16 protein-coding genes are annotated in these 18,403 nt (G+C 71.5%); 2 read left to right on the top strand and 14 right to left on the bottom strand.

Features of this window, described 5'->3' with window-relative positions; all coding sequences use genetic code 11:
* Positions 1-222: 222 nt before the first annotated feature.
* Positions 223-1,434, bottom strand: coding sequence for an RNA-guided endonuclease InsQ/TnpB family protein (locus BA175_RS00375; protein WP_438947300.1), 1,212 nt, complete (start codon positions 1,432-1,434; stop codon positions 223-225).
* 92 nt (positions 1,435-1,526) lie between these two features.
* On the opposite strand from BA175_RS00375, the gene tnpA reads away from it, so the two are divergent.
* A complete protein-coding gene (gene tnpA / locus BA175_RS00370; protein WP_079159317.1) occupies positions 1,527-1,955 on the top strand; it encodes an IS200/IS605 family transposase in 429 nt (142 codons plus the stop codon).
* A 218-nt stretch (positions 1,956-2,173) separates the two neighbouring features.
* On the opposite strand, the gene BA175_RS00365 is transcribed toward tnpA, so the two are convergent.
* The 8 genes from BA175_RS00365 to BA175_RS00330 all read right to left on the bottom strand — a co-directional run bounded on the left by BA175_RS00365 (position 2,174) and on the right by BA175_RS00330 (position 11,316).
* Positions 2,174-2,956 (bottom strand): enoyl-CoA hydratase/isomerase family protein, encoded by a 783-nt coding sequence (locus BA175_RS00365; RefSeq protein WP_069169149.1) that lies wholly within the window; start codon positions 2,954-2,956, stop codon positions 2,174-2,176.
* The gene (locus BA175_RS00360; protein WP_069169148.1) at positions 2,953-4,200 is read right to left on the bottom strand and encodes a cytochrome P450; all 1,248 of its coding nucleotides are present in this window, start codon (positions 4,198-4,200) and stop codon (positions 2,953-2,955) included. Before BA175_RS00360 ends, BA175_RS00365 begins: the two co-directional genes overlap by 4 nt.
* Before the next feature lie 108 nt (positions 4,201-4,308).
* The gene (locus BA175_RS00355) at positions 4,309-5,682 is read right to left on the bottom strand and encodes a cytochrome P450 (RefSeq protein WP_069169147.1); all 1,374 of its coding nucleotides are present in this window, start codon (positions 5,680-5,682) and stop codon (positions 4,309-4,311) included.
* Positions 5,683-5,692: 10 nt separating this feature from the next.
* Positions 5,693-6,253: a GTP-binding protein gene (locus BA175_RS00350; RefSeq protein WP_069169146.1), complete on the bottom strand. Its 561-nt coding sequence runs from the start codon at positions 6,251-6,253 to the stop codon at positions 5,693-5,695.
* A 3-nt stretch (positions 6,254-6,256) separates the two neighbouring features.
* Positions 6,257-6,640, bottom strand: a complete 384-nt coding sequence (locus tag BA175_RS00345) for a DUF742 domain-containing protein (protein ID WP_069169145.1) — start codon at positions 6,638-6,640, stop codon at positions 6,257-6,259.
* Positions 6,633-7,475 carry a roadblock/LC7 domain-containing protein gene (locus BA175_RS00340; RefSeq protein ID WP_254667778.1) on the bottom strand — a complete coding sequence of 281 codons (843 nt, stop codon included), beginning with the start codon at positions 7,473-7,475 and terminating at the stop codon, positions 6,633-6,635. The genes BA175_RS00345 and BA175_RS00340 overlap by 8 nt, the downstream gene beginning before the upstream one ends.
* A complete protein-coding gene (locus BA175_RS00335; RefSeq protein WP_069169144.1) occupies positions 7,472-8,656 on the bottom strand; it encodes an ATP-binding protein in 1,185 nt (394 codons plus the stop codon). Before BA175_RS00335 ends, BA175_RS00340 begins: the two co-directional genes overlap by 4 nt.
* A gap of 500 nt (positions 8,657-9,156) precedes the next feature.
* On the bottom strand, positions 9,157-11,316 hold the full coding sequence (locus BA175_RS00330) for a RecQ family ATP-dependent DNA helicase (RefSeq protein WP_069169143.1): 2,160 nt from the start codon (positions 11,314-11,316) through the stop codon (positions 9,157-9,159).
* A 308-nt stretch (positions 11,317-11,624) separates the two neighbouring features.
* On the opposite strand from BA175_RS00330, the gene BA175_RS00325 reads away from it, so the two are divergent.
* Positions 11,625-12,266, top strand: a complete 642-nt coding sequence (locus tag BA175_RS00325; RefSeq protein WP_069169142.1) for a hypothetical protein — start codon at positions 11,625-11,627, stop codon at positions 12,264-12,266.
* A gap of 51 nt (positions 12,267-12,317) precedes the next feature.
* On the opposite strand, the gene BA175_RS00320 is transcribed toward BA175_RS00325, so the two are convergent.
* The 5 genes from BA175_RS00320 to BA175_RS00300 all read right to left on the bottom strand — a co-directional run bounded on the left by BA175_RS00320 (position 12,318) and on the right by BA175_RS00300 (position 18,310).
* Entirely contained in the window at positions 12,318-12,956 is a 639-nt protein-coding gene (locus tag BA175_RS00320; RefSeq protein WP_069169141.1) for a hypothetical protein, read from the bottom strand.
* 59 nt (positions 12,957-13,015) lie between these two features.
* Entirely contained in the window at positions 13,016-13,726 is a 711-nt protein-coding gene (locus BA175_RS00315) for a ribonuclease HII (RefSeq protein ID WP_069169140.1), read from the bottom strand.
* A gap of 968 nt (positions 13,727-14,694) precedes the next feature.
* On the bottom strand, positions 14,695-16,500 hold the full coding sequence (locus BA175_RS00310; protein ID WP_069169139.1) for a DUF4153 domain-containing protein: 1,806 nt from the start codon (positions 16,498-16,500) through the stop codon (positions 14,695-14,697).
* Positions 16,501-16,729: 229 nt separating this feature from the next.
* Positions 16,730-17,638, bottom strand: coding sequence for an ADP-ribosylglycohydrolase family protein (locus BA175_RS00305; protein WP_069169138.1), 909 nt, complete (start codon positions 17,636-17,638; stop codon positions 16,730-16,732).
* Positions 17,639-17,650: 12 nt separating this feature from the next.
* Positions 17,651-18,310, bottom strand: coding sequence for a histidine phosphatase family protein (locus BA175_RS00300; protein ID WP_069169137.1), 660 nt, complete (start codon positions 18,308-18,310; stop codon positions 17,651-17,653).
* Between the last annotated feature and the right edge of the window lie 93 nt (positions 18,311-18,403).

Raw genomic sequence — 18,403 nt, 5'->3', positions numbered from 1 at the left:
AGGTGTATTCGACCCGCAATCGTCGGCTGAGGCGCGCAATCGGGCCTCTACACGCCCGCGGATGACCCGTACGGCCTCACCCGGTGGAAGCCGACCCGGCACTGAATGCCACCGGCGAGGTGACGGGGGCGCATCACCCGTTGCTCCTCCGCGGCCCGTGCGTGCAGCCCGCGAGGGAGAGACGTTGAAGTGTTCTCCCGGCTGAAGCCGGGAGATTCCTGCTTACCTCGCGGCAGCGGGCTTGACGCGCTCCGCGCGCCTGACGACTGCCCTCCCGGCAGCCGGGATGAGCGCGAGGCCCACCCGGTACAGATGCAAGACGTTCCGGGCCGCGTTGTGGTCGGCATTGCCCGACCAGCCGCAGCCGGTGTTCTTGCACACGAACACGGCCTGGGACTCCCGGCTGCCGGGCGTGGTGAAGCCGCACGCCGAGCAGCGCCGGGAAGTGTTCGGGGCAGGGACCTTGTGCAGGGTGCCGCCGAACCGGGTGGTCTTGTACGTCAGCATGGTGACGGTGCGGCCCCATGCCTCTCCGCTGATGGAGCGGTTCAGCCCGGACTTCTGGGCGACATTGTTCCCCGACTCCTCCACCGTTGCCCTGGCCGACTTGACCATGTTCGTGATGGTGAGTGCTTCGACCACGACGGTGCCGTAGGTGCGGGCGATGACGGTGGTCGTCTTGTGCTGCCAGTCCAGGGCCCGGCGCTTGGCTTTCGCGCGTAGTCCTGCGATCCGGTCGTAGGTGCGGTGCAGCCGGCGACTGGTCGGCTCGCCGGGCCTGCGGTGCTGCTTGCGCCGCGCTGCCCGCTGCTCCAGGTGCAGAAGCCTTGCCTTCTCCTTGCCGGTCAGCCATGCGCCGTGCTCGTAGGTTTCGCCGTCCGAGAGGGCGATGGGCACGGTGACGCCCACGTCGATGCCGACGTCCGGCCCCTGGTGGGGACCGGGCTTGACTTCCAGGGTCTGAACACGGAAGGCGATGTGCCAGCCGAGCGCGTCCTTGATCAGCCGTGCCCCGGTGATCCGGTTCTCCGCATCGGCACGCTTGCCGACCGGCAGGTCTTTGGTCCACCGGAAGCGGACCCGGCCCACCTTGGGAATGTTGACCATGCCCCAGCGTCGGTGCACGCGGGTGATGTTCAGGTCACGGCCCTGCGGGATGTCCACGGACATCACCGTGCGGAACCGGCCCTTGAAGTTCGGGGCATCCGCGCGGCCCTCCCAGCAGTTCCTCCACGCCTGGAAGTACGTCTTGAGTACCGCCTGCGCAGCCTGCGCAGGAAGGACGGCCAGGAAATCGATGTCCCTACGGGCCTGCCGGATCGCGGCGTCCGCGTCGGCGAGTGTCCGCTTCTCCTTCGGCATCATCTGCCACCACGCGTGCAGCAGGTTCCACAGAGCGCGCGCCGCGTGCGCCTGAGCATCGGTCTTCGACACCTCGGCAGGCGACAGTGCAAGGCGGGCACGGTGCCCGAACTGCCGTCTCACCAGGTGGTCTTGACTCACAACCGGGAGGCTGGCATTGGTTTATGTCACCGCGCCGGAACCCGAATCCTGATGTCAGAACCGGTCGCCATGTGGTCTACAACCTGCACGTTCACTTGGTTTTTGTTACGAAGTACCGGCGGAAGGCGTTCACCGACGCCATGCTGACCCGCACCGAAGAGATCATGCGGGACGTCTGCGACGACTTCGAGGCCGAGCTGAAACAGTTCAACGGCGAACAGGACCACGTCCACCTGCTCGTGCACTACCCGCCCAAGGTCCAGCTCTCCAAGCTGGTCAACTCCCTCAAAGGCGTCAGCTCCCGCAGACTCCGCCAGGAGTACGACAGCCACGTCCGCCAGTACCTGTGGGGCGGACACTTCTGGTCCGGCTCCTACTTCGCAGGATCATGCGGCGGGGCACCCCTGACCGTCGTCAAGCAGTACATCGAAAACCAGCAACGTCCCCTCTGACCGTCACCCCGGAAACGCAGAACACTCCGGCGCTCCGCGCCTCCGGACCAAGGACGGCCTTCACCCCCGCCCTGAAGGACAGAGCACTGGCCAAGATCAGAGGTAGAGAAAACGACGGGCGGAACGGCTCCGTGGGAGCCGTTCCGCCCGTCGGGCCTCGCGCCGTACCGGCGGAGGCGTCCCGTGCGTCACGTAGGCGTGTGTCTCACCCGGGGGGCCTAGCCTTGGCCCGCCTGCCACTGCAGTTGGGCCGTCAGAAGGTGGGAATCGATCTGCGAGACGTCCGCGGTGCGGTCGGCGCGTGCGTATCCGGCCAGCATGCGCTTGGTCAGGACGAGCGCCTCGGGTGAGCGCCGGACGAGCGGCCTCGTCCAGGCGTCGACCGTCTTGTCCAGCTCGTCGATCGGGGCGGTCCGGTGAAGGATGCCCAGACGGTGGGCGGCGGCCGCGTCGAACACCTCGCACGTCAGCATGAGTTCACGGATCCGGGCGGCGCCGGCCTCGGCGACCAGACGCCCCATCGCCCCTCCCCAGGCAGGTGGGAGCCCGAGGCCGACCTCCGGCATGCGGAAGCGACTGCTGTCCGCGCCGGCGCGGAGGTCGCAGAACGACGCGAGCGCGAGCCCGGCACCGATCACCCGGCCGTGGACCCGGGCGATGGTGACGGCGTGGGTGTTCTCCAGCGCCTGGCACAAGCGGTGGGCCTTGTCCGCGATCCGCCGCAGGGCGGCTCCGGTCGGGTCGGCGAGGAGAGCGGCCTGGTACTCGTCGCGGTCGGCACCCAGGCAGAAGTCCGGGCCCATGGAGGAGAGGATCAGTATCCGGACGTCCGGCCGGTCGTGGAGGTCGTCGAGGAGGAGGACGAGGTCGTCGAGGACCGCGACGCTGAGTGTGTCGTCCTGCTCATGGGGATTGAGCCGGACGTGCAGTACGGGGCCGTCCTGCTCGACGTGTATCGCCTTGCGGGAGGGTCGGACGAGGGCGGGGGGCGTATCGGTCATGCGAGGGCGACATCCAGGTTCAGCGGGCGCCGGAACGCCACCCGGGGCGCCATCGACGGACGACGCACGAGGGTGAGGCGGGGAAGGCGCCGAATGAGTTGACGGAGAAGGATCTGGGCTTCCAGTCGGGCCAGAGGCGCACCGAGGCAGTAGTGGATGCCTCCGCTGAAGGCGAGGTGGGCCGGCTTGCGCAGGGGGTCGAAATGGTCCGGGTCACTGTGTTTCGCGGGATCCCGGTGCGCCGCTCCCACCATGAGATGGACCATCTCGTCCCGGCGGATCTGCATGCCGCCGAGGACGCAGTCCTCCGCGGCGACCCTGCTGATCACGTGGGTGGGCGGGTCGTAGCGAAGTGTCTCCTCCACGAACGCGGGCACCAGGTCGGGGTTGTCGGCTACCTGGTCCCAGCGTTCGGGACTCTCGACCAGCAGGAGCGTCATGGTCGTCAGGAGCGTCGCGGTGGTTTCCAGGGCGGCCAGCAGAACGAACAGGACGAGGTAGTAGACCTGCTCATCGGCCTTGTCCCGGTCGGGCTCCATCGCGTCCCAGGTCTCTATCCACCGGGAGACCGGGTCGTCCCCGGGGTGGGAGCGCCGCCGGCTCACCAGTTCGGTGAAGTAGGAGCGGAGTTCGGCCGTGGCTGCGTCGGAGGCGGCCAGCTGGCTCGCGGAGGGCAGCAATTCCTGCGTGAACACCTGATCGTGAGTCAGCCGGCGGAGCCTGGGCCAGTCCGCGGAAGGCAGGCCGAGCCAGTCACCGATGGTGGCGACCGGCAGTTCCTCGCCCACCAGCTCCGAGAAGTCCGCCTCGCCCTCCCGGAGCCGCTCCGACAGGGTGTCGAGAAGCCGATCCGTCGCCCGGGTCACCGTCCGGCCGATCTGTTCCACGGTGGCCCGGTCGAACGTGCCGGCGGCCCGGCGGACCCTCGTGTGCTCCGGGGGATTGAGCGCGGCCAGCGTGTTGCTCATCTCGCGCGAGGAGGCGGCGTTCCAGCGTGTGCCCGAACCCTGCCGCTCGCGCCAGCGTTTGCCAGGCTCCAGCCAGTCACGGCTGCGCAGTATCTGATCACATACGGCGAAGCTCGTGACGACCGATCCGCCCCAGGGTGCGGGAATGACCTCACCCCTCGACAGCAGCTCCGCGTAGATCGGGAACGGGTCTGCCTGCCCCTTGGCCGTCCGCAGCCGCGAGAAGAGAGAGGCGGACGCCCTGCGGTCGGAGGACGGCGTCGTGACAACCACCATGATGGCGGCTCCTTTCTGAGCATGAGCCGCCATACATACCCGCATGATCGTTCGAGCATCCAATAACCGTGTGAGTTCAGGAGGTTACTTAAATCACTCCCGCCCCATCTACTCCCCGCGCGTCCACGCCAGGAAGCGACTGAACAGGCCTCCCTTGTGCTGCGACGAGGTGGCGGACCCGGGCCGCGAGCCGGCGTGCTGCCCGGTGGACGCCGCCTGCGGGGCCGACTGCGCCGTCTGCGTACGGGCGGGCGGGGCTGCGGCCGGAACGTTCTGCGGGGTGAAGCGGATCGGCAGGGTCACCAGCGACCGGCTCCACGGGCTCGGCGCCCAGGTGAGCGTCTTGAACGGGACGCGCAGTTCGACGTCGGGCAGCCGGTTGAGAAGCGTCTCCACCGCGGTCACCGCGATCATGAACGCCGGGTCCTTGGCAGGGCAGGCGTGCGGTCCGGCGCCGAACGCCAGGTGTGCCTTGGCGCTGAGCTGCTCACGGTGCGCGGTCAGCTTCGGGTCGGTGTTGGCGGCGGCGAAGGAAATCAGCACCGGGTCGTTGGCCCGCAGCGTCCTGCCACCCAGTTCGACGTCGTGCGTCGGGTAGTGGGCCGCGTAGTTGGCGATCGGCGCGTAGTTCCAGAGCGTCTGGGCGACCGCGTCCTCGACCGGGAGGCCGCTCTGCCACTCCTCACCCAGGTACAGGGCGCCGCTGGTCCCGATGGTGGCGCTCAGCGGTGCGGTCCCGCCGGAGAGGAGGGTCACGAGTTGGTGCAGCACCTCCTCGTCGCTCAGCCGGGCGGGGTGCAGCATCAGACGCGTCGTCAGGTCGCTGTCGGGCCGACGCCTCTTGAGTGCGATCAGCTCGGTGAGCGCGCCGCCCAGCACCTCGTCGGCCCCGGGGGTGCCTTCGAAGATGCCGCTGATCCCGGCGATCACGCGGTCGCCGATCTCGGGCGGGCAGCCGAAGAGGTCGCTGAACACCAGCAGCGGCAGGGGCTGGGCGTACTCGGACATGAGTTCCGCCTGGCCGCGGGGCTCGGACCCGAAGCGGCTGATCAGGTAGTCGGCCGACTGCTGGGTCTGCCGGACGAGCTTGAGCTCGTCGATCGTGGCGAGACTGTCGGTGACCGCCTGGCGCAGCCGGGCATGCGCCGCGCCGTCGCTGAACAGCGCGTTGGGACGGTAGCTCAGCATCGGCAGCGCCGGGCTGTCCGCCGGGACGCGGCCTTCGTTCAGCGCGTTCCAGCGGCGGGAGTCGCGGACGAAGGACGCCGGGTTCTGCAGGACGTACAGGGCGGCGTCGTAACTGGTGACCAGCTCCGCCTGGACGTCCGGAGCGATGTCGACGGGCGCACTCAGGCCGAACGAACGCAGGTGGGCGTAGTGGCCGTCGGGGTCGGCCCCGAACGAGGGGCCGTAGAGCTGGACGTTACCGTGCGCGGGGCAGCCGGGCGGCGGTATCTCCTGGGGGTCATGCGGCTGTTGCATTACGGCGCTCCTAGCCGAGTAGGGACATGAGGTGTTTCGCGAGGGTGATGAGTGCGTGCGCCGCGGACTGTTCGTCCCGCACGTCGCACTTCACGACGGGGGTGTCCGCTGCGAGGTTCAGCGCGTCGCGCACCTCGTCGAGCGGGTAGTCCGTGTTTCCCTCGAAGTGATTGACCCCGATGGCGTACGTCAGGCCGAAGCGCTCGACGAGGTCCAGTACGGGGAAGGACTCGTGCAGCCGCTCCGGGTCGACAAGCACCAGCGCACCCAGTGCGCCCCGGGACAACTCCTCCCACATCTCCTTGAAACGCTCCTGGCCTGGCGTTCCGAAGAGATAGAGGACCAGCGTGTCACTGAGCGTGAGCCGGCCAAAGTCCATGGCCACCGTGGTGGTCCTCTTGTCGGGCGTGCCCGAGAGGTCGTCGAAGCCCACGCTGGCCTCGGTGATCTCCTCCTCGGTCCGCAGCGGCTCGATCTCGGAGAGACTGCCGATGCAGGTGGTCTTCCCGACCCCGAAGTGCCCCACTATGAGGATCTTCACCGCGTGGGAGACATCTGGATCCAGGTACACGCGTTACGCTCCGAATCGATTCTTCAGGCCCTCGAGCACGGCGCTGACCAGTTCTCTGTCGACACGTTCGGCGCGCGGGATCGGCCTCCTCACGAGGATGAGGTCGCTCTCCTCCAGCTGCGCCAGCAGGATGCGCACGATCCCCAGCGGAAGGTGCGTGTGCCCGGCCACCTCGGCCACGGACAGGAACCCGTCGGTGACCAGGTCCATGACCTGGCTCGCTTCCGGGGTCAACGTCCGCGCCGCGGTCGACGCGTCCTCCGCTGCCGTCACGAGGGTGGTGTGCTCGTACTCGTGGTCCGGCGGCAGGGCACGTCCGTTCGTGATCACGAACAGGGGGACTAACGGTGTCGTCAACTCCAGTGCCTGGTCGGCCTCGTCAGACATGACCGGCCCCCTCTCCCCGTTTGGACGCGGTCAGTCTCGGCACCACGTCGTGCAGGCGTGTGGTGAACTCCTCGATGTCGCAGTCGTGCTCGGCTGCGGCGGCCAGGAAGGCCCCGGGTCCGGCGGCCATCAGGAAGATCCAGCCGTGCTGGTACTCGATGACCGTCTGCCGCCACTCGGCGCCGTCCATCACCCCCGCGAACTGCGAGGTGACCCGGCTGTAGGCGTGTATGCCGGTCATAGCCGCGGATATCGTGTCCGCGAGGTCCCGGCTCATCCCGGTGGTCGCCCCGCGGGGCAGACCGTCGGCGCCCAGCAGTATGGCGTGGCGGGCGCCCCGCACCTCGGCCATCACCCGGTCGAGTTCGGCCAGCGTGAAGCCCGAGTCGCCCGCGCTCGCGCCCCGGGGCCGGGCGGTACTCCGTGTACCGGCGGCGTCCTCCGCGTTCACTCTCGGCGGCGAGGTGAGGTTGTTGCCCAGCCGGGCGACGAGACGGTGCATGCGGAAGGAGATCTGCTGCATGTCCACGTCGGGCGCCGCGGCCGCGGCCAGGTAGGCACCCTGCCCCGCTCCGATCAGAAAGCTCCACCCGTGGGAGAACTCGATGATCGTCTGATTCCACTGCCGGTCCTCCTCCGGCCCCGCGAAGTGGGCCGTGGCCCGGCTGAGCGACTGCATCCCGGCCATGGCGGCGGAGATGGTACGCACATCCTTCTCGGCCAGGCCCTCCGTGGCTCCGCGAGGAAGGCCGTCCGCGGACAGCAGGACGGCGTGCCGTGCGCGGGGCACATTGTGCACGATGTCCTGGAGCATCCACGACAGGTCTGCGGTCATGCGTCTTCGGACCCTTCGAGCGACGTGGCATCAAGGTTGCGGCCGGACAGCGTGCCGCGCTGGAAAGCCCCGAGGCTGCGTCCGGAGGCACGGCCGGTCTCCTGGGGAGCGCGCGACACCGGCCGGACGTCGTCGGGGTCGGGCACGCTCGCGATGGGCGCCTGGCGTGCTCCGCGCTTGGGCAGTCCGTGCATCGTCCGCGTCGTCCCGCTCGACGGACGTCCCTCGGCGCGCAGGATGTTACTGACCGGGGCCTCCTGGGCCGGCGGCGTCTCCTCCATGGTCCACAGCTCCTCGGGCAGCAGGACGACGGCCCGGACGCCGCCGTAGCGGGAGACTCCGCTGACATCCACCCTGAAGCCGTACTGACGCGCGATCAGGCCGATGACGGGGAATCCGAACTTCGGCTGGTTGCCGAGCTGCGACAGGCGGGGTACGACGTCGCCGGAGAGCAGCGCGGTCGCCCGCTGCCGGTCCTCGTCGTTCATGCTGACACCGGCGTCGTCGATGACGATGCACAGGTTGTTCTGGATGCGCTGGAACGTCACCTCGATCGGTGCGTCGTGCTGCGAGAAGCTGGCAGCGTTGTCAAGCAACTCCGCGACGGCGAGGGCGACGGGCGCGACCGCGGACGCCTTCAGCGCCAGACCGGCCTGCTGCATGATGGCGACCCGGTGGAAGTTACGGATCTGCCCCTGGGCGCTGCGCACCACGTCGTACACGCTGGCCGGCCTGTTGCGGCGGCCGAGCGGCGCGCCGCACATGACGGCGATGCCCTGCGCCTTGCGCGCCATCTGGGCGTTGGCGTGGTTCACTTCGAGCAGGTCGCTGAGGACCGCGTGACCGCCGTACTTCCGCTGCACGCCGTCCAGGAGCATGGTCTGCTCCGCGGCGAGGCTCTGCAGGAAGCTGGCCGCGCCCTTGAGCACCGCCTTGGTGTTCTCCTCGGCGGCCTCCTTGGCTGCCCGAAGGGTGCCCTCCTGCTCCGCCTTGAACTGCTGGAGCTCGGCGCGGGTGAGGTGGAGTTGGCTGTCGGCCGCGTGCAGTTGGCGCCTGAGCTCGGCTTCGGCCTGCTGCTTCTTCGCCCCCAGGGCTCTGTTGCGGGCGGCGAGTGCCACGACGGCGACGACGGCTATCGCCGCCACCGCAACCAGGCACCACACAAGTGCGTCTCGAATCATGGAAACCTTTCCCGGCGCATGGCATGCGGACGGCGACGGATACATCTCGCGAGGAGCCGCGCAACAGCCGCTCGGCACTACTCAGCCGCTGTGACGCGGTGAGCAGGCCGCCGATCGCAAATCAGCATCTGAGTCAAGTGGATCAAGATCACAGATGCCGGGATGCTATCACCGGACCTGGGCCCGGAAAGACGCCCGCCATGACCGCCTATGCGGGCAACCCGCCCTGTTCGTGCAGTTGTTGACAACCGTTCATCGGCCTCTTCGTTGCCCGATCGCCCGGTATCCCACTGACGGGCCGTCGATCGTCCACAGTTCTTCACAAGAGGACTGACAATCTCTCACATCGACTTGAGCGACCGGCGACCGGTGTCCGGGACGGCCACCGCGGCGAGCCTCCCGGCGCCCCGTCGGCCGCCCCCCGGAGGCACGGCGGTGCACGGCCGGACAACTGCTCGCGGTGCGTCACCCCGACGGGCCGGCCGGCCGGGGAACGCGGCTCAGCCTCCCGCCGCGAGGACCAGCGGGAGGACGTCTCCGCTGCCCGCCCGGCGGAGCAGGCGGGCGGCGATCGCGAGGGTCCAGCCTGACTCGGTGCAGTCGTCCACGAGCAGGACGGGGCCGGGAGATGCGGCCAGGGCGCCGGCCAGGTCCTTCGGTACGGCGAAGGCGCCCGAGAGCGCCTTGACGCGCTGGGCGGAGTTGCTGCGGCGTGCCGCGCGCACACCGTCCGGCCCGGTGTGGGTCAGAGTGCCGAGAAAGGGGAGACGGCCGACGGCTGCGATCCCCTCGGCGAGCGAACCGACCAGCCGGGGGCGGGCCAGGGACGGTACGGCGACCACTCCCACCGGCCGGGCGGAGGCGTCGGGGCCGTCCACTGCCCAGCCTCCCGGGGACCGCGCCCAGTCGGCGAGCACGGACACCGCGGCTTTCAGGACGTCGTCCGGGACCGGCCCGTCGGGTGCGTTCTCGGCCAGCAGCGGCCGCAGCCGGTTGCCCCAGCCGATGTCGGAGAGCCGTCCCAGGGCGCGCCCTGTCGAGCACTGTTCCTTCGCCGGGATGCGCCCCTTGAGGTCGATGCCCAGGGCGGCCATACCCGTCGGCCACATTCGGCGCGGTTCGACCTCGACCCCGGGGCGGTCCAGTTCCTTCGTCGCGCCCGTCACCACCTCCGCCGACACCGTGGCATCCGCCCACGGGCCCGCGCAGTTGTCGCAACGCCCGCACGGAGCCGCGTCCTCGTCGTCCAGCTGCCGGCGCAGGAACTCCATCCGGCACCCGGCCGTGCTCGCGTAGTCGCGCATGGCCTGCTGCTCGGCCGCCCGTTGCTCGGCCACCCAGGCGTAGCGCTCGGCGTCGTAGACCCACTCGGCCCCGGTGGCCGTCCAGCCGCCCTTGACCCGCCTGACCGCGCCGTCGACGTCCAGCACCTTCAGCATCGACTCCAGTCGGCTGCGCCGGAGATCCACGGCGGCCTCCAGGGCCGGCACCGAGAGGGGCCGTCCCGCGTCGGCGAGCGCCGCGAGGGTCTGACGGACCTGGGCCTCGGGCGGGAAGGCCGTATCGGCGAAGTAGCGCCAGATGGCCTCGTCCTCCTTGCCCGGAAGCAGCAGCACGTCGGCGTGCTCGACCCCGCGCCCGGCGCGGCCGACCTGCTGGTAGTAGGCGATCGGCGAGGACGGCGAGCCCAGGTGGACCACGAAGCCCAGGTCCGGCTTGTCGAAACCCATGCCCAGCGCCGACGTGGCGACCAGGGCCTTGACCCGGTTCTCCTGGAGGTCGGTCTCGGCCTGCAGCCGGTCCGCGTTCTCCGTCTTGCCGGTGTAGGAGGACACGTCGAAGCCGCGCCCGCGGAGGAAGGCGGTGGCCTCCTCGGCCGCGGCCACCGTGAGCGTGTAGATGATCCCCGACCCCTGCAGCTCGCCCAGGTGCTCGGCGAGCCAGCCCAGCCGGTGCGCGGCGTCCGGAAGCCGGACCACCCCCAGGCGCAGGCTCTCCCTCTCCAGCGGGCCGCGCAGTACCAGCGCCTGCCCGGCTCCGGTACCGAGCTGCTCGGCCACGTCCGCGGTGACCCGGGCGTTCGCGGTCGCGGTCGTGGCCAGTACCGGCACACCGGCGGGAAGCTCGGCCAGCATCGCCCGCAACCGCCGGTAGTCCGGGCGGAAGTCGTGTCCCCAGTCGGAGATGCAGTGCGCCTCGTCGACCACCAGCAGGCCGGTCGTGGCAGCGAGCCTCGGCAGCACCTGGTCGCGGAAGTCGACGGAGTTCAGGCGCTCCGGGCTGACCAGGAGGACGTCGGTCTCCCCCCGCTCGACCTCCTGGTAGATGGTGTCCCACTCCTCCGGGTTGGCGGAGTTGATGGTGCGTGCCTGGATACCCGCGCGTGCCGCCGAACCGACCTGGTTGCGCATCAGCGCCAGCAGCGGCGAGATGATCACCGTGGGGCCGGATCCGCGGCGGCGCAGCAGGGCGGTGGCCACGAAGTACACGGCCGACTTTCCCCAGCCGGTGCGTTGCACGACCAGAGCGCGCCGACGCTCCCGCACCAGGGCCTCGACCGCCTGCCACTGGTCCTCGCGCAGACGCGCGGAGCCCTCCGGAGCGCCGACGAGCTCGGCGAGGATGGCATCGGCTTCGGCGCGCAGGTGCAGGGTGTCCATGCCCCTATGCAACCCGATGACCAGGACGGTCGGCCACTTCACCCCGCGTGACGGGCGGCTCACCTCGTTCCCGGCTTCGCACGGCGGCCCCGGGGACGCTTCGTACCGCCGTGCAGCGGGCAGGGATATACGTACCATTCCGCCCTATACCCGTCAGCCGCGCCAATTGCTCGTTGCCGCTTGCCGGTACGGCAGGAAGAATTGGAAACGCTCCCCGCACGGTCTTTTCGCGGGCCCGGAAGGGCTGTGCCGCGGCGCGCCCTCACCCGACCCTGCCCGCACCGTGGGCGCGTAGCGAAGGGAGGACCGTGACCTTCGAACTCGCTCCGTCCGCAGCCACTTCACTGTCGGCGTCCTCGGCATCCGCCGGCTCCGTCAACCAGCTCGCCCGCACCCTCGAACCGGCCGAGTGGGCGGCGGCCGGCATACCCCTGCTGCGCAGTCCGCGTGAGGTGGTCAGCGGTCTGCACGCCCGGCACCGGCCGGCTCCGGCCACCGCGGTCGTCGCCGTCCTCGATCACGAGGAACGGCTCACCGCCAGCGCCTCGTTCCCCCGGCGGGCCAACGCTGCCGCGGACGGCTGGGAGTTCCGCAACGCGCTGCTGGCCCATCTGCGCCGGGTGATCCCGCACGACCTGCGCCGCCGTACACCCGTGCGCACCGCGATCCTGCTCTACTGCCGTGAGGGTGACGAGCGGTGGACGGAGGAGGACGGAGCGTGGATGTGGGGACTGCGCGACGCCTGCACCTTGCACGGCCTGCGCTGCGGCGCCTACATCACGCTGACGCGGGGGGGCTGGCAGGTCCTCGGCGAGGGCCGGGGCGGCCGCCGGCCGAGTTCGCTGTCCCGGCCGACGGAGCTCACCGATGTCTGCGCGGAGCACGATCCCGGCCCCCTGCGCTCCGGCGGCGGCGCCGCGGACGCACTGCGGCGGACGGCCGCCCGGTGAGGCGTCGACGGGTCCCGGGCGCCCTCCGCGGACAGCCGGGACCCGGGAGCCTCAGACGCCCGCGCCGAGCATCGGGGCGACCTTCTGCGGGTCCCCGCACACGATCAGCAGCGCGCCGGCGTGCTTCCGGGCGACGGTGAGCGCACGCCGGGTGCTTGCGTCGGTGCCTCCGTTGACCGCGAGAACCACCACGGCACGGGACGCGCACCGGTCGGCGTCGGCCGCGCGGGCGAAGAAGACGTCTTCGCCGGACGCGTGCTGGGCCCAGTACGCGGCGTCCCCGAAGGTGAGTTCGTGAGCGGCCCAGGGGTGCTGCTCACCGGTGGTGAGCACGAGGATCTCCCCGGGCGCCCGGCCGGAGTCGAGCAGCAGGTCGACGGCCTCGTCGGCGGCGTCGAGCGCGCCGTCCGAGGGGGCGGGGACGATCTGGAGCTGCGCGGTGGCGGGCTCCTGCGGCAGCGCGTGCCCGGCCGGCCGGGGTGCGGCGGGTACGGGAGGCGCGGGGCGCGGACGCAGCGCCGGGGGCGCGGGCCGGGCGGGGCCGGGGCCCGGGTGTCCGGGACGCGGCGTGGCCGCAGAACGCGGGCCTGGTACGGGGCGAGGGGTCGGCGCGGTACGGCCGGTGGCCGGAGTGACGCGGGGACCCTGGGCGCTCTCGGGAATCTGAGGCTCCTCGGGGAGGGAAGTCATGAGTGGTTTCCTGTCGGGCGCCGACGCGGCGGCATCGGCTGGTGGGCACGCCTGTGCGGTCAGAAGTCGAAGCCGAGCTGGCCCCCGCTTTCAAGAGCGGCCGCCTCGGCGGAGAAACGGACCTTCTTCAGATGCCGCCACCGGGGCAGCGCGTCGAGGTAGGACCAGCTGAGGCGGTGGTGGGGAGTCGGACCCCATTCCTCCAGCGCGGCCCGGTGCACCGGCGAGGGGTAACCCGCGTTCGCGCCGAAGGCGAACCGCGCGTACTGCTCCGAGTCGGCGCCCAGTGCGGCCATCATCGTGTCCCGGTGCACCTTGGCGATCACCGAGGCGGCGGCGACGGCGATGCAGGACTGGTCGCCCTTGATCACCGTACGGACGTTCCAGGGCGCGCCGAGGTAGTCGTGCTTGCCGTCGAGGATCACGGCGTCCGGCCGTACGGGCAGGGCGTCGAGGGCCCGTACCGCGGCGAGCCGGAGTGCCGCGGTCATGCCGAGGTCGTCTATCTCCGTCGGCGAGGCGTGCCCCAGACCGTAGGCCGTCACCCAGCTCTGGAGCACGGGGGCGAGTTCCGTCCGGCGCTTGGGGCTGATCAGCTTGGAGTCGGTCAGGCCCTCCGGGGGTCTGCGAAGACCGGTGACGGCCGCGCAGACGGTGACGGGGCCGGCCCACGCTCCGCGTCCGACCTCGTCGACACCTGCGACGGTCCTGGCACCGGAGGTAGCGCGCAGTGAGCGCTCGACGGTGTGCGTGGGTGGTTCGTACGGCATGGCGCCTGCCAGGGTACGCCGATGGTCCCGGCAAGAACACCCCGGGGCACGGTCCGCTCCCGGCCTCCCCCGCGAGGGGACGGCGCGGTGACCGGCGGGAGCCTCCCGCGCGGTCGGAGTCCGGAGAGGCGGTATCGCGGCCCCGCCGATCGTCCGGGCGATCTCGGCGTCCCCACTTCGCTTCCGCACACCTCGGGGCGACACGCCGCGCCCAGCGGGATGACGTCTTGTCGTCATCCCGCTCGCGAGTCCGGACGGACCGCAACCCTCCTCTGCACGAGGGAAGAAGACCTTTCGGACGACCTCGGCCGAGGGTTCCAGCATGCCGCCCAGGATCACCTCGTGGCAGCGTTCGACCGTGCGGGCATCGCATTCGTGAAGGAGTGAGCGCAGTACGGGGCCGGGGCGCCACATGGCGTCACGCGCCCTGAGCGCCCCGGCCGCTTCGCTCTCCCGGGCGCCCTGTCCACGGCGCTCGGCAGAGCGTCGCCGGACCACGGGTTCGTCCGGGCCTCGGAGGAGGAGGGGTGACGGGGCACCCCGACGCTGTCGCCCTTCGGCGCCGTCCCGCTCCTGCCCACCGCGTCCGTCCGCGTCGAGCAGCACGCCAGGGAGTTGACCCCACCCCGACCGGCCGGACCTCTCGGGCACCGCCCTGATCATGCTCAGGCCCGCAGCCGCCCTGTTCGTCCGCCAGGACCCGGGAGCTGCCGGGCCCGTGGGGGCACGCGGTGCTCATCCGCAGCATCGCCCACCGCCTTCACCGCGGCTGCCGCCCTGGTGGCACCCGCCCTCCCGGCCTCCGTGTCGGTGATCCGGGGTGCGGGAGGGACCTGGAGGCGCCGAGCGGGAGGTCGGCCGCCGCGGGAGCCGGGGCGAGTACCGCCCCGCGGCCACGTGCGGGCCGTCTCCGTCAGGAGGCTTCCCGCACCGCGCGGTCCGGGGAACCCGCGCCCCGTGACTCCGGATCAGTACGGGTCGTAGGTGTCCGTCTCCACGTCCACGTCCCGCTCTCCCTCCCGGCGGTCGAGCGCGTAGCACTCGCTCCCCCGGTCCTGCCTGGCGCGCTTCGCCAGGATGTCCCGGGCCCTTGCCTCGCCGAGGCTCGTGGCGTACCACGGGGCGTCGGAGGTGAAGAGGGTGCGCCGGATGTCCTCCAGCGCACAGGAGCGCAGCGGCTCCGGCAGCGTGTCGAGCGCCGGCACGGCGTCGGCCGAGAGCCCTTGGAGGTAGCCGATGTCGATCCTCTTGTCACTGCGGTAACGCTGCACGTTCTGCTCCGCGATCAGCCCGTCGGGTGAGATCAGCCCGAAGGCGAGCACGCCCGCCGCGGCGCTCACGGCGACGGCCCGCGGCAGCATCCGGGCGCCGAACACCCCGGCCAGGAGGATCAGGACGAGCACGACTCCGAGCCAGAGTTCCACCGCGGCCACGGAGATCCGGAGCCGGGTCAGGCCGAAGGCGTCGACGTACAGGTCCATGCGGCGCAGTGCGGAGGCCACGACGACGAGAGTGAGGACGCACAGGACACCGAGCACGCCGCGGACCAGGGTGCGGTCGCGCGCGCCGTCGCGCGGGGCCCACCGCAGGGCGAGGGCGATGACCAGGAGGGTCAGCACGGTGGCCCAGAGAAGCTGCCAGAAACCCTGACGCGCGTACGCGGCGGGGGTCAGCCCGGTCTCTTCCAGCACCTTGTCGTACCCGCCGAGCAGGACGACGAGTTGCAGCGCGATGAACGCGGCGAAGAGCAGGTTGAGCACGACGAGCGGGAGCGCCCACTCCATCCGCCCCCGGGCCCGCCCGGGGCGCACGGTGATGCCGTCCCAGCGCACCGGGGCCGCGGCGGAGTGGGCGGCGGCGAGCGCGCCGACGAGCCCGAGCGCGAAGAGGAGGACCCGCCACGGGCTGCCGCCGACGGAGACGTCGGGGGCGAGTCCGCCCAGCAGGTCGGCGAACGCGGCATCGGCACTGGCGAAGAGCGCGCCGAACACCACGAGCAGGACGACCGCCACCGCAGCGCTGCGCACGACGGTGCGCACCCGGCCCCGGGAGTCGTCCACCCGGTCGCGTACGCCCCGCCACCCCCAGCGCAGTCCGGCTCCGGCGGAGGGGAACAGCCCGAGCGAACCGAGCAGCACCCCCGGCCAGCTGCGACTGCCGTGCAGCGCGAGGGAACCGAGCGCGAGAGCGGACACGACGGCGAGGAACACCGGCCAGCCGGCGTCCCGGAGCACCGGAACCGCCAGGAGCGCCAGGCCGCCGACCGACCACACCGCGGTCCAGGGCCGGAGCCTGCGGCCTGCGGCCTCCGCCGCGAAGAAGGCCGCCAGGGCGGCGGGGAGCGCCACCAGCAGCAGGTTGGCCCCCAGCCCGTCGCCGAGCAGCAGGGCGCTCAGCAGTCCCGTGGCGAGGACCGACCACAGGGTCGCGGCCCGGACGGCGGGCGGGGGCGAGGGCCGCAGCCCGTCCAGCACCCCGGGCGGCCGCTGCTGCGCGCGGCGCTGCCACGGATCCGGCGACGGCCGGGGCCCCTGCAGGTAGGCCGGCTTCTCGGGTACCGCCGGTGCCTCCGGGCCGGAGCCCTGGGACGGCACCTCCGCCGAGGACCGCGCGGACGCGCGCGGCGCCTCCTGGCCGGCGCCGAGGGAAGCCGCGGACCCGGGTCCGGGCGGGGAGCCCTCGGCGGCCCGGGACACCGGCGACGTCCCGGCCACGCCGGGCTCCGGCGATCCCGCCGCTCCGGACTCCTCGGGCGATTGATCGGACACGGACATGGGACCCCTCCCCCACCGGGTCCTCTCGCGACGGCCACGTCACGGCCGCGAGGGCCCGGCACTCATAGGCGCGCCCTGCAAGATCAACGAGGGCGGAGTGGCCGAAAGAGTAACGCCGCCCCCGGCTCGCGGGGCGGCCGGGGCCAGGCTGTGGCAGGACCGTGACAGGACACGGAGGAGAGGAGCCGGCCGTGCCCCGGCGACGGCTGCGCGGCCGGATGCCCGGCGATCAGCCCGCCGCCCGGGGCAGCCAGTGCGGCGGCTCCTCGGTCAGGGCGAGCCAGTGGGCCGGCGGAGCCCCCGCCGCGTCGGCCGCGACGATGCCGCCGACGATGGCGCAGGTGGTGTCCACGTCTCCGCCGGCCTGCGCCGTCACCCAGAACGCCTGCTCGAAGTCTCCGAGGCCGCGCGCCGCGGACCAGAGGGCGAACGGCACCGTGTCGTGCGCGCTGGTGCGGCGGCCGTTGCCGAGCACCGCCGCGACCGTTCCCGCGTCCTGGTAGTCGAGCATGTCGCGGGCCCTGCGCAGACCGGCCCCGACGGCGCTCCGCGGCACGAGCGCGACCACTCCGTCGAGCAGGGCCTCGGGGGACGGCGGCCCTCCGGGCGCGGCGACGAGGGCGGCGGCCGCCGCCACCGCCATGGCGCCCACGACGGCCTCGCGGTGCTGATGCGTGGTGTACGACGAGATCTCGGCCTGGTGGGTGGCCTGCTCCGGGTCGTCGGCGTACCAGGCGCCCAGCGGGGCGATGCGCATCGCCGAGCCGTTCCCCCAGGAGCCCTGGCCCTGGAAGAGCGCGGACGCCAGCTCGCGCCAGTCCCCGCCCTCCCTGACCAGCCTGAGCAGCCGGTTCACCGCGGGGCCGTAGCCCCGGTCGAAGTCGTGGTGCAGGGCGAAGGAATGGGCGAGGGCGTCCTGGTCGATGCGCCCGTGCACGGCGAGGACGGCCAGTACGGAACAGGCCATCTCGGTGTCGTCGGTCCACTGCCAGGGGCCGGGCGGCAGGACCCGGTCCTTGAGGAGGGGATACGTGGCCGGTACGAAGAACTGGGAGCCGAGGGCATCGCCCACGGAGAGCCCACGCAGGCTGGCGAGGGCGCGCTCGAAGCGCCGGTCGGAAGCGGAGTCAGCGGTCATCGCTGCGCCACTCTATCCGGTACGTCCGTACGGTTCGGGGGTACGCCACCGTTCGAAGGGCCGGTCGAGGGTGTAGCGGCCGTCCTCGCCGAGCAGCAGCACTCTCTTCTCGCCGTTACCGGGATTGGACAGGGATTCGAATTCCGCCACGGACCAGTGGAACCAGCGCATGCAGAACAGCCTCATGGTCAGTCCGTGGGTCACCAGCAGGACGTTCTGCGGATGGTCGGGATCCTCGAAGCTGCGGTGGAGGCTCTCCAGGAAGGCGCCGACCCGGTCGTACACGTCGGCCCCGGACTCCCCCTGTGCGAAGCGGTAGAAGAAGTGGCCGTACGCGTCGCGGTACGCCTTCTGCAGCCGGACCTCGTCCCGGTCCTGCCAGTTCCCCCAGTCCTGCTCGCGCAGCCTGGGCTCCTCCCTGACCCGCACGTGCTCCGGGTCGAGGCCGAACGCCTCGAAGGTCTCGTGGGTGCGCCGGTAGGGCGACACGTAGACACTGACCCGCTCACCGCCGAACAGCTCGCGCAGCGTGCGGCCCGTCTCCCGGGCCTGGCGCAGCCCGGTCGTCGTGAGCCCCAGGGCGTGGTCGGGCTCCCTCTCGTACACCGTGTCGTCGGCGTTTCCCTCGGACTCACCATGCCGGACGAGGACGATGCGCTGCGGTCGTGCCATACCCCGACCCTAAGGGCCCCGTGGCGCGACCGAGCAGTCGCACGGGCCACCGGCCCGCGTATGTGACCAAGGCGACGGCGCGCTCCGGGCCGC

The sequence above is a fragment of the Streptomyces griseus genome (genome assembly GCF_001715295.1).
Lineage (GTDB): Bacteria > Actinomycetota > Actinomycetes > Streptomycetales > Streptomycetaceae > Streptomyces > Streptomyces griseus_G.
This window is presented reverse-complemented; position numbering and strand designations above follow the sequence as displayed.

Excerpts from the sequence above, each read along its gene's own strand:
- BA175_RS00340 (WP_254667778.1), bottom strand. The coding sequence starts at position 7,475 with ATGACCGCAGACCTGTCGTGGATGCTCCAGGACATCGTGCACAATGTG.
- tnpA (WP_079159317.1), top strand. The coding sequence starts at position 1,527 with ATGTCACCGCGCCGGAACCCGAATCCTGATGTCAGAACCGGTCGCCAT.
- BA175_RS00330 (WP_069169143.1), bottom strand. The coding sequence starts at position 11,316 with ATGGACACCCTGCACCTGCGCGCCGAAGCCGATGCCATCCTCGCCGAG.
- BA175_RS00310 (WP_069169139.1), bottom strand. The coding sequence starts at position 16,500 with ATGTCCGTGTCCGATCAATCGCCCGAGGAGTCCGGAGCGGCGGGATCG.
- BA175_RS00300 (WP_069169137.1), bottom strand. The coding sequence starts at position 18,310 with ATGGCACGACCGCAGCGCATCGTCCTCGTCCGGCATGGTGAGTCCGAG.
- BA175_RS00315 (WP_069169140.1), bottom strand. The coding sequence starts at position 13,726 with ATGCCGTACGAACCACCCACGCACACCGTCGAGCGCTCACTGCGCGCT.
- BA175_RS00345 (WP_069169145.1), bottom strand. The coding sequence starts at position 6,640 with ATGTCTGACGAGGCCGACCAGGCACTGGAGTTGACGACACCGTTAGTC.
- BA175_RS00360 (WP_069169148.1), bottom strand. The coding sequence starts at position 4,200 with ATGGTGGTTGTCACGACGCCGTCCTCCGACCGCAGGGCGTCCGCCTCT.
- BA175_RS00335 (WP_069169144.1), bottom strand. The coding sequence starts at position 8,656 with ATGATTCGAGACGCACTTGTGTGGTGCCTGGTTGCGGTGGCGGCGATA.
- BA175_RS00305 (WP_069169138.1), bottom strand. The coding sequence starts at position 17,638 with ATGACCGCTGACTCCGCTTCCGACCGGCGCTTCGAGCGCGCCCTCGCC.
- BA175_RS00320 (WP_069169141.1), bottom strand. The coding sequence starts at position 12,956 with ATGACTTCCCTCCCCGAGGAGCCTCAGATTCCCGAGAGCGCCCAGGGT.
- BA175_RS00365 (WP_069169149.1), bottom strand. The coding sequence starts at position 2,956 with ATGACCGATACGCCCCCCGCCCTCGTCCGACCCTCCCGCAAGGCGATA.
- BA175_RS00355 (WP_069169147.1), bottom strand. The coding sequence starts at position 5,682 with ATGCAACAGCCGCATGACCCCCAGGAGATACCGCCGCCCGGCTGCCCC.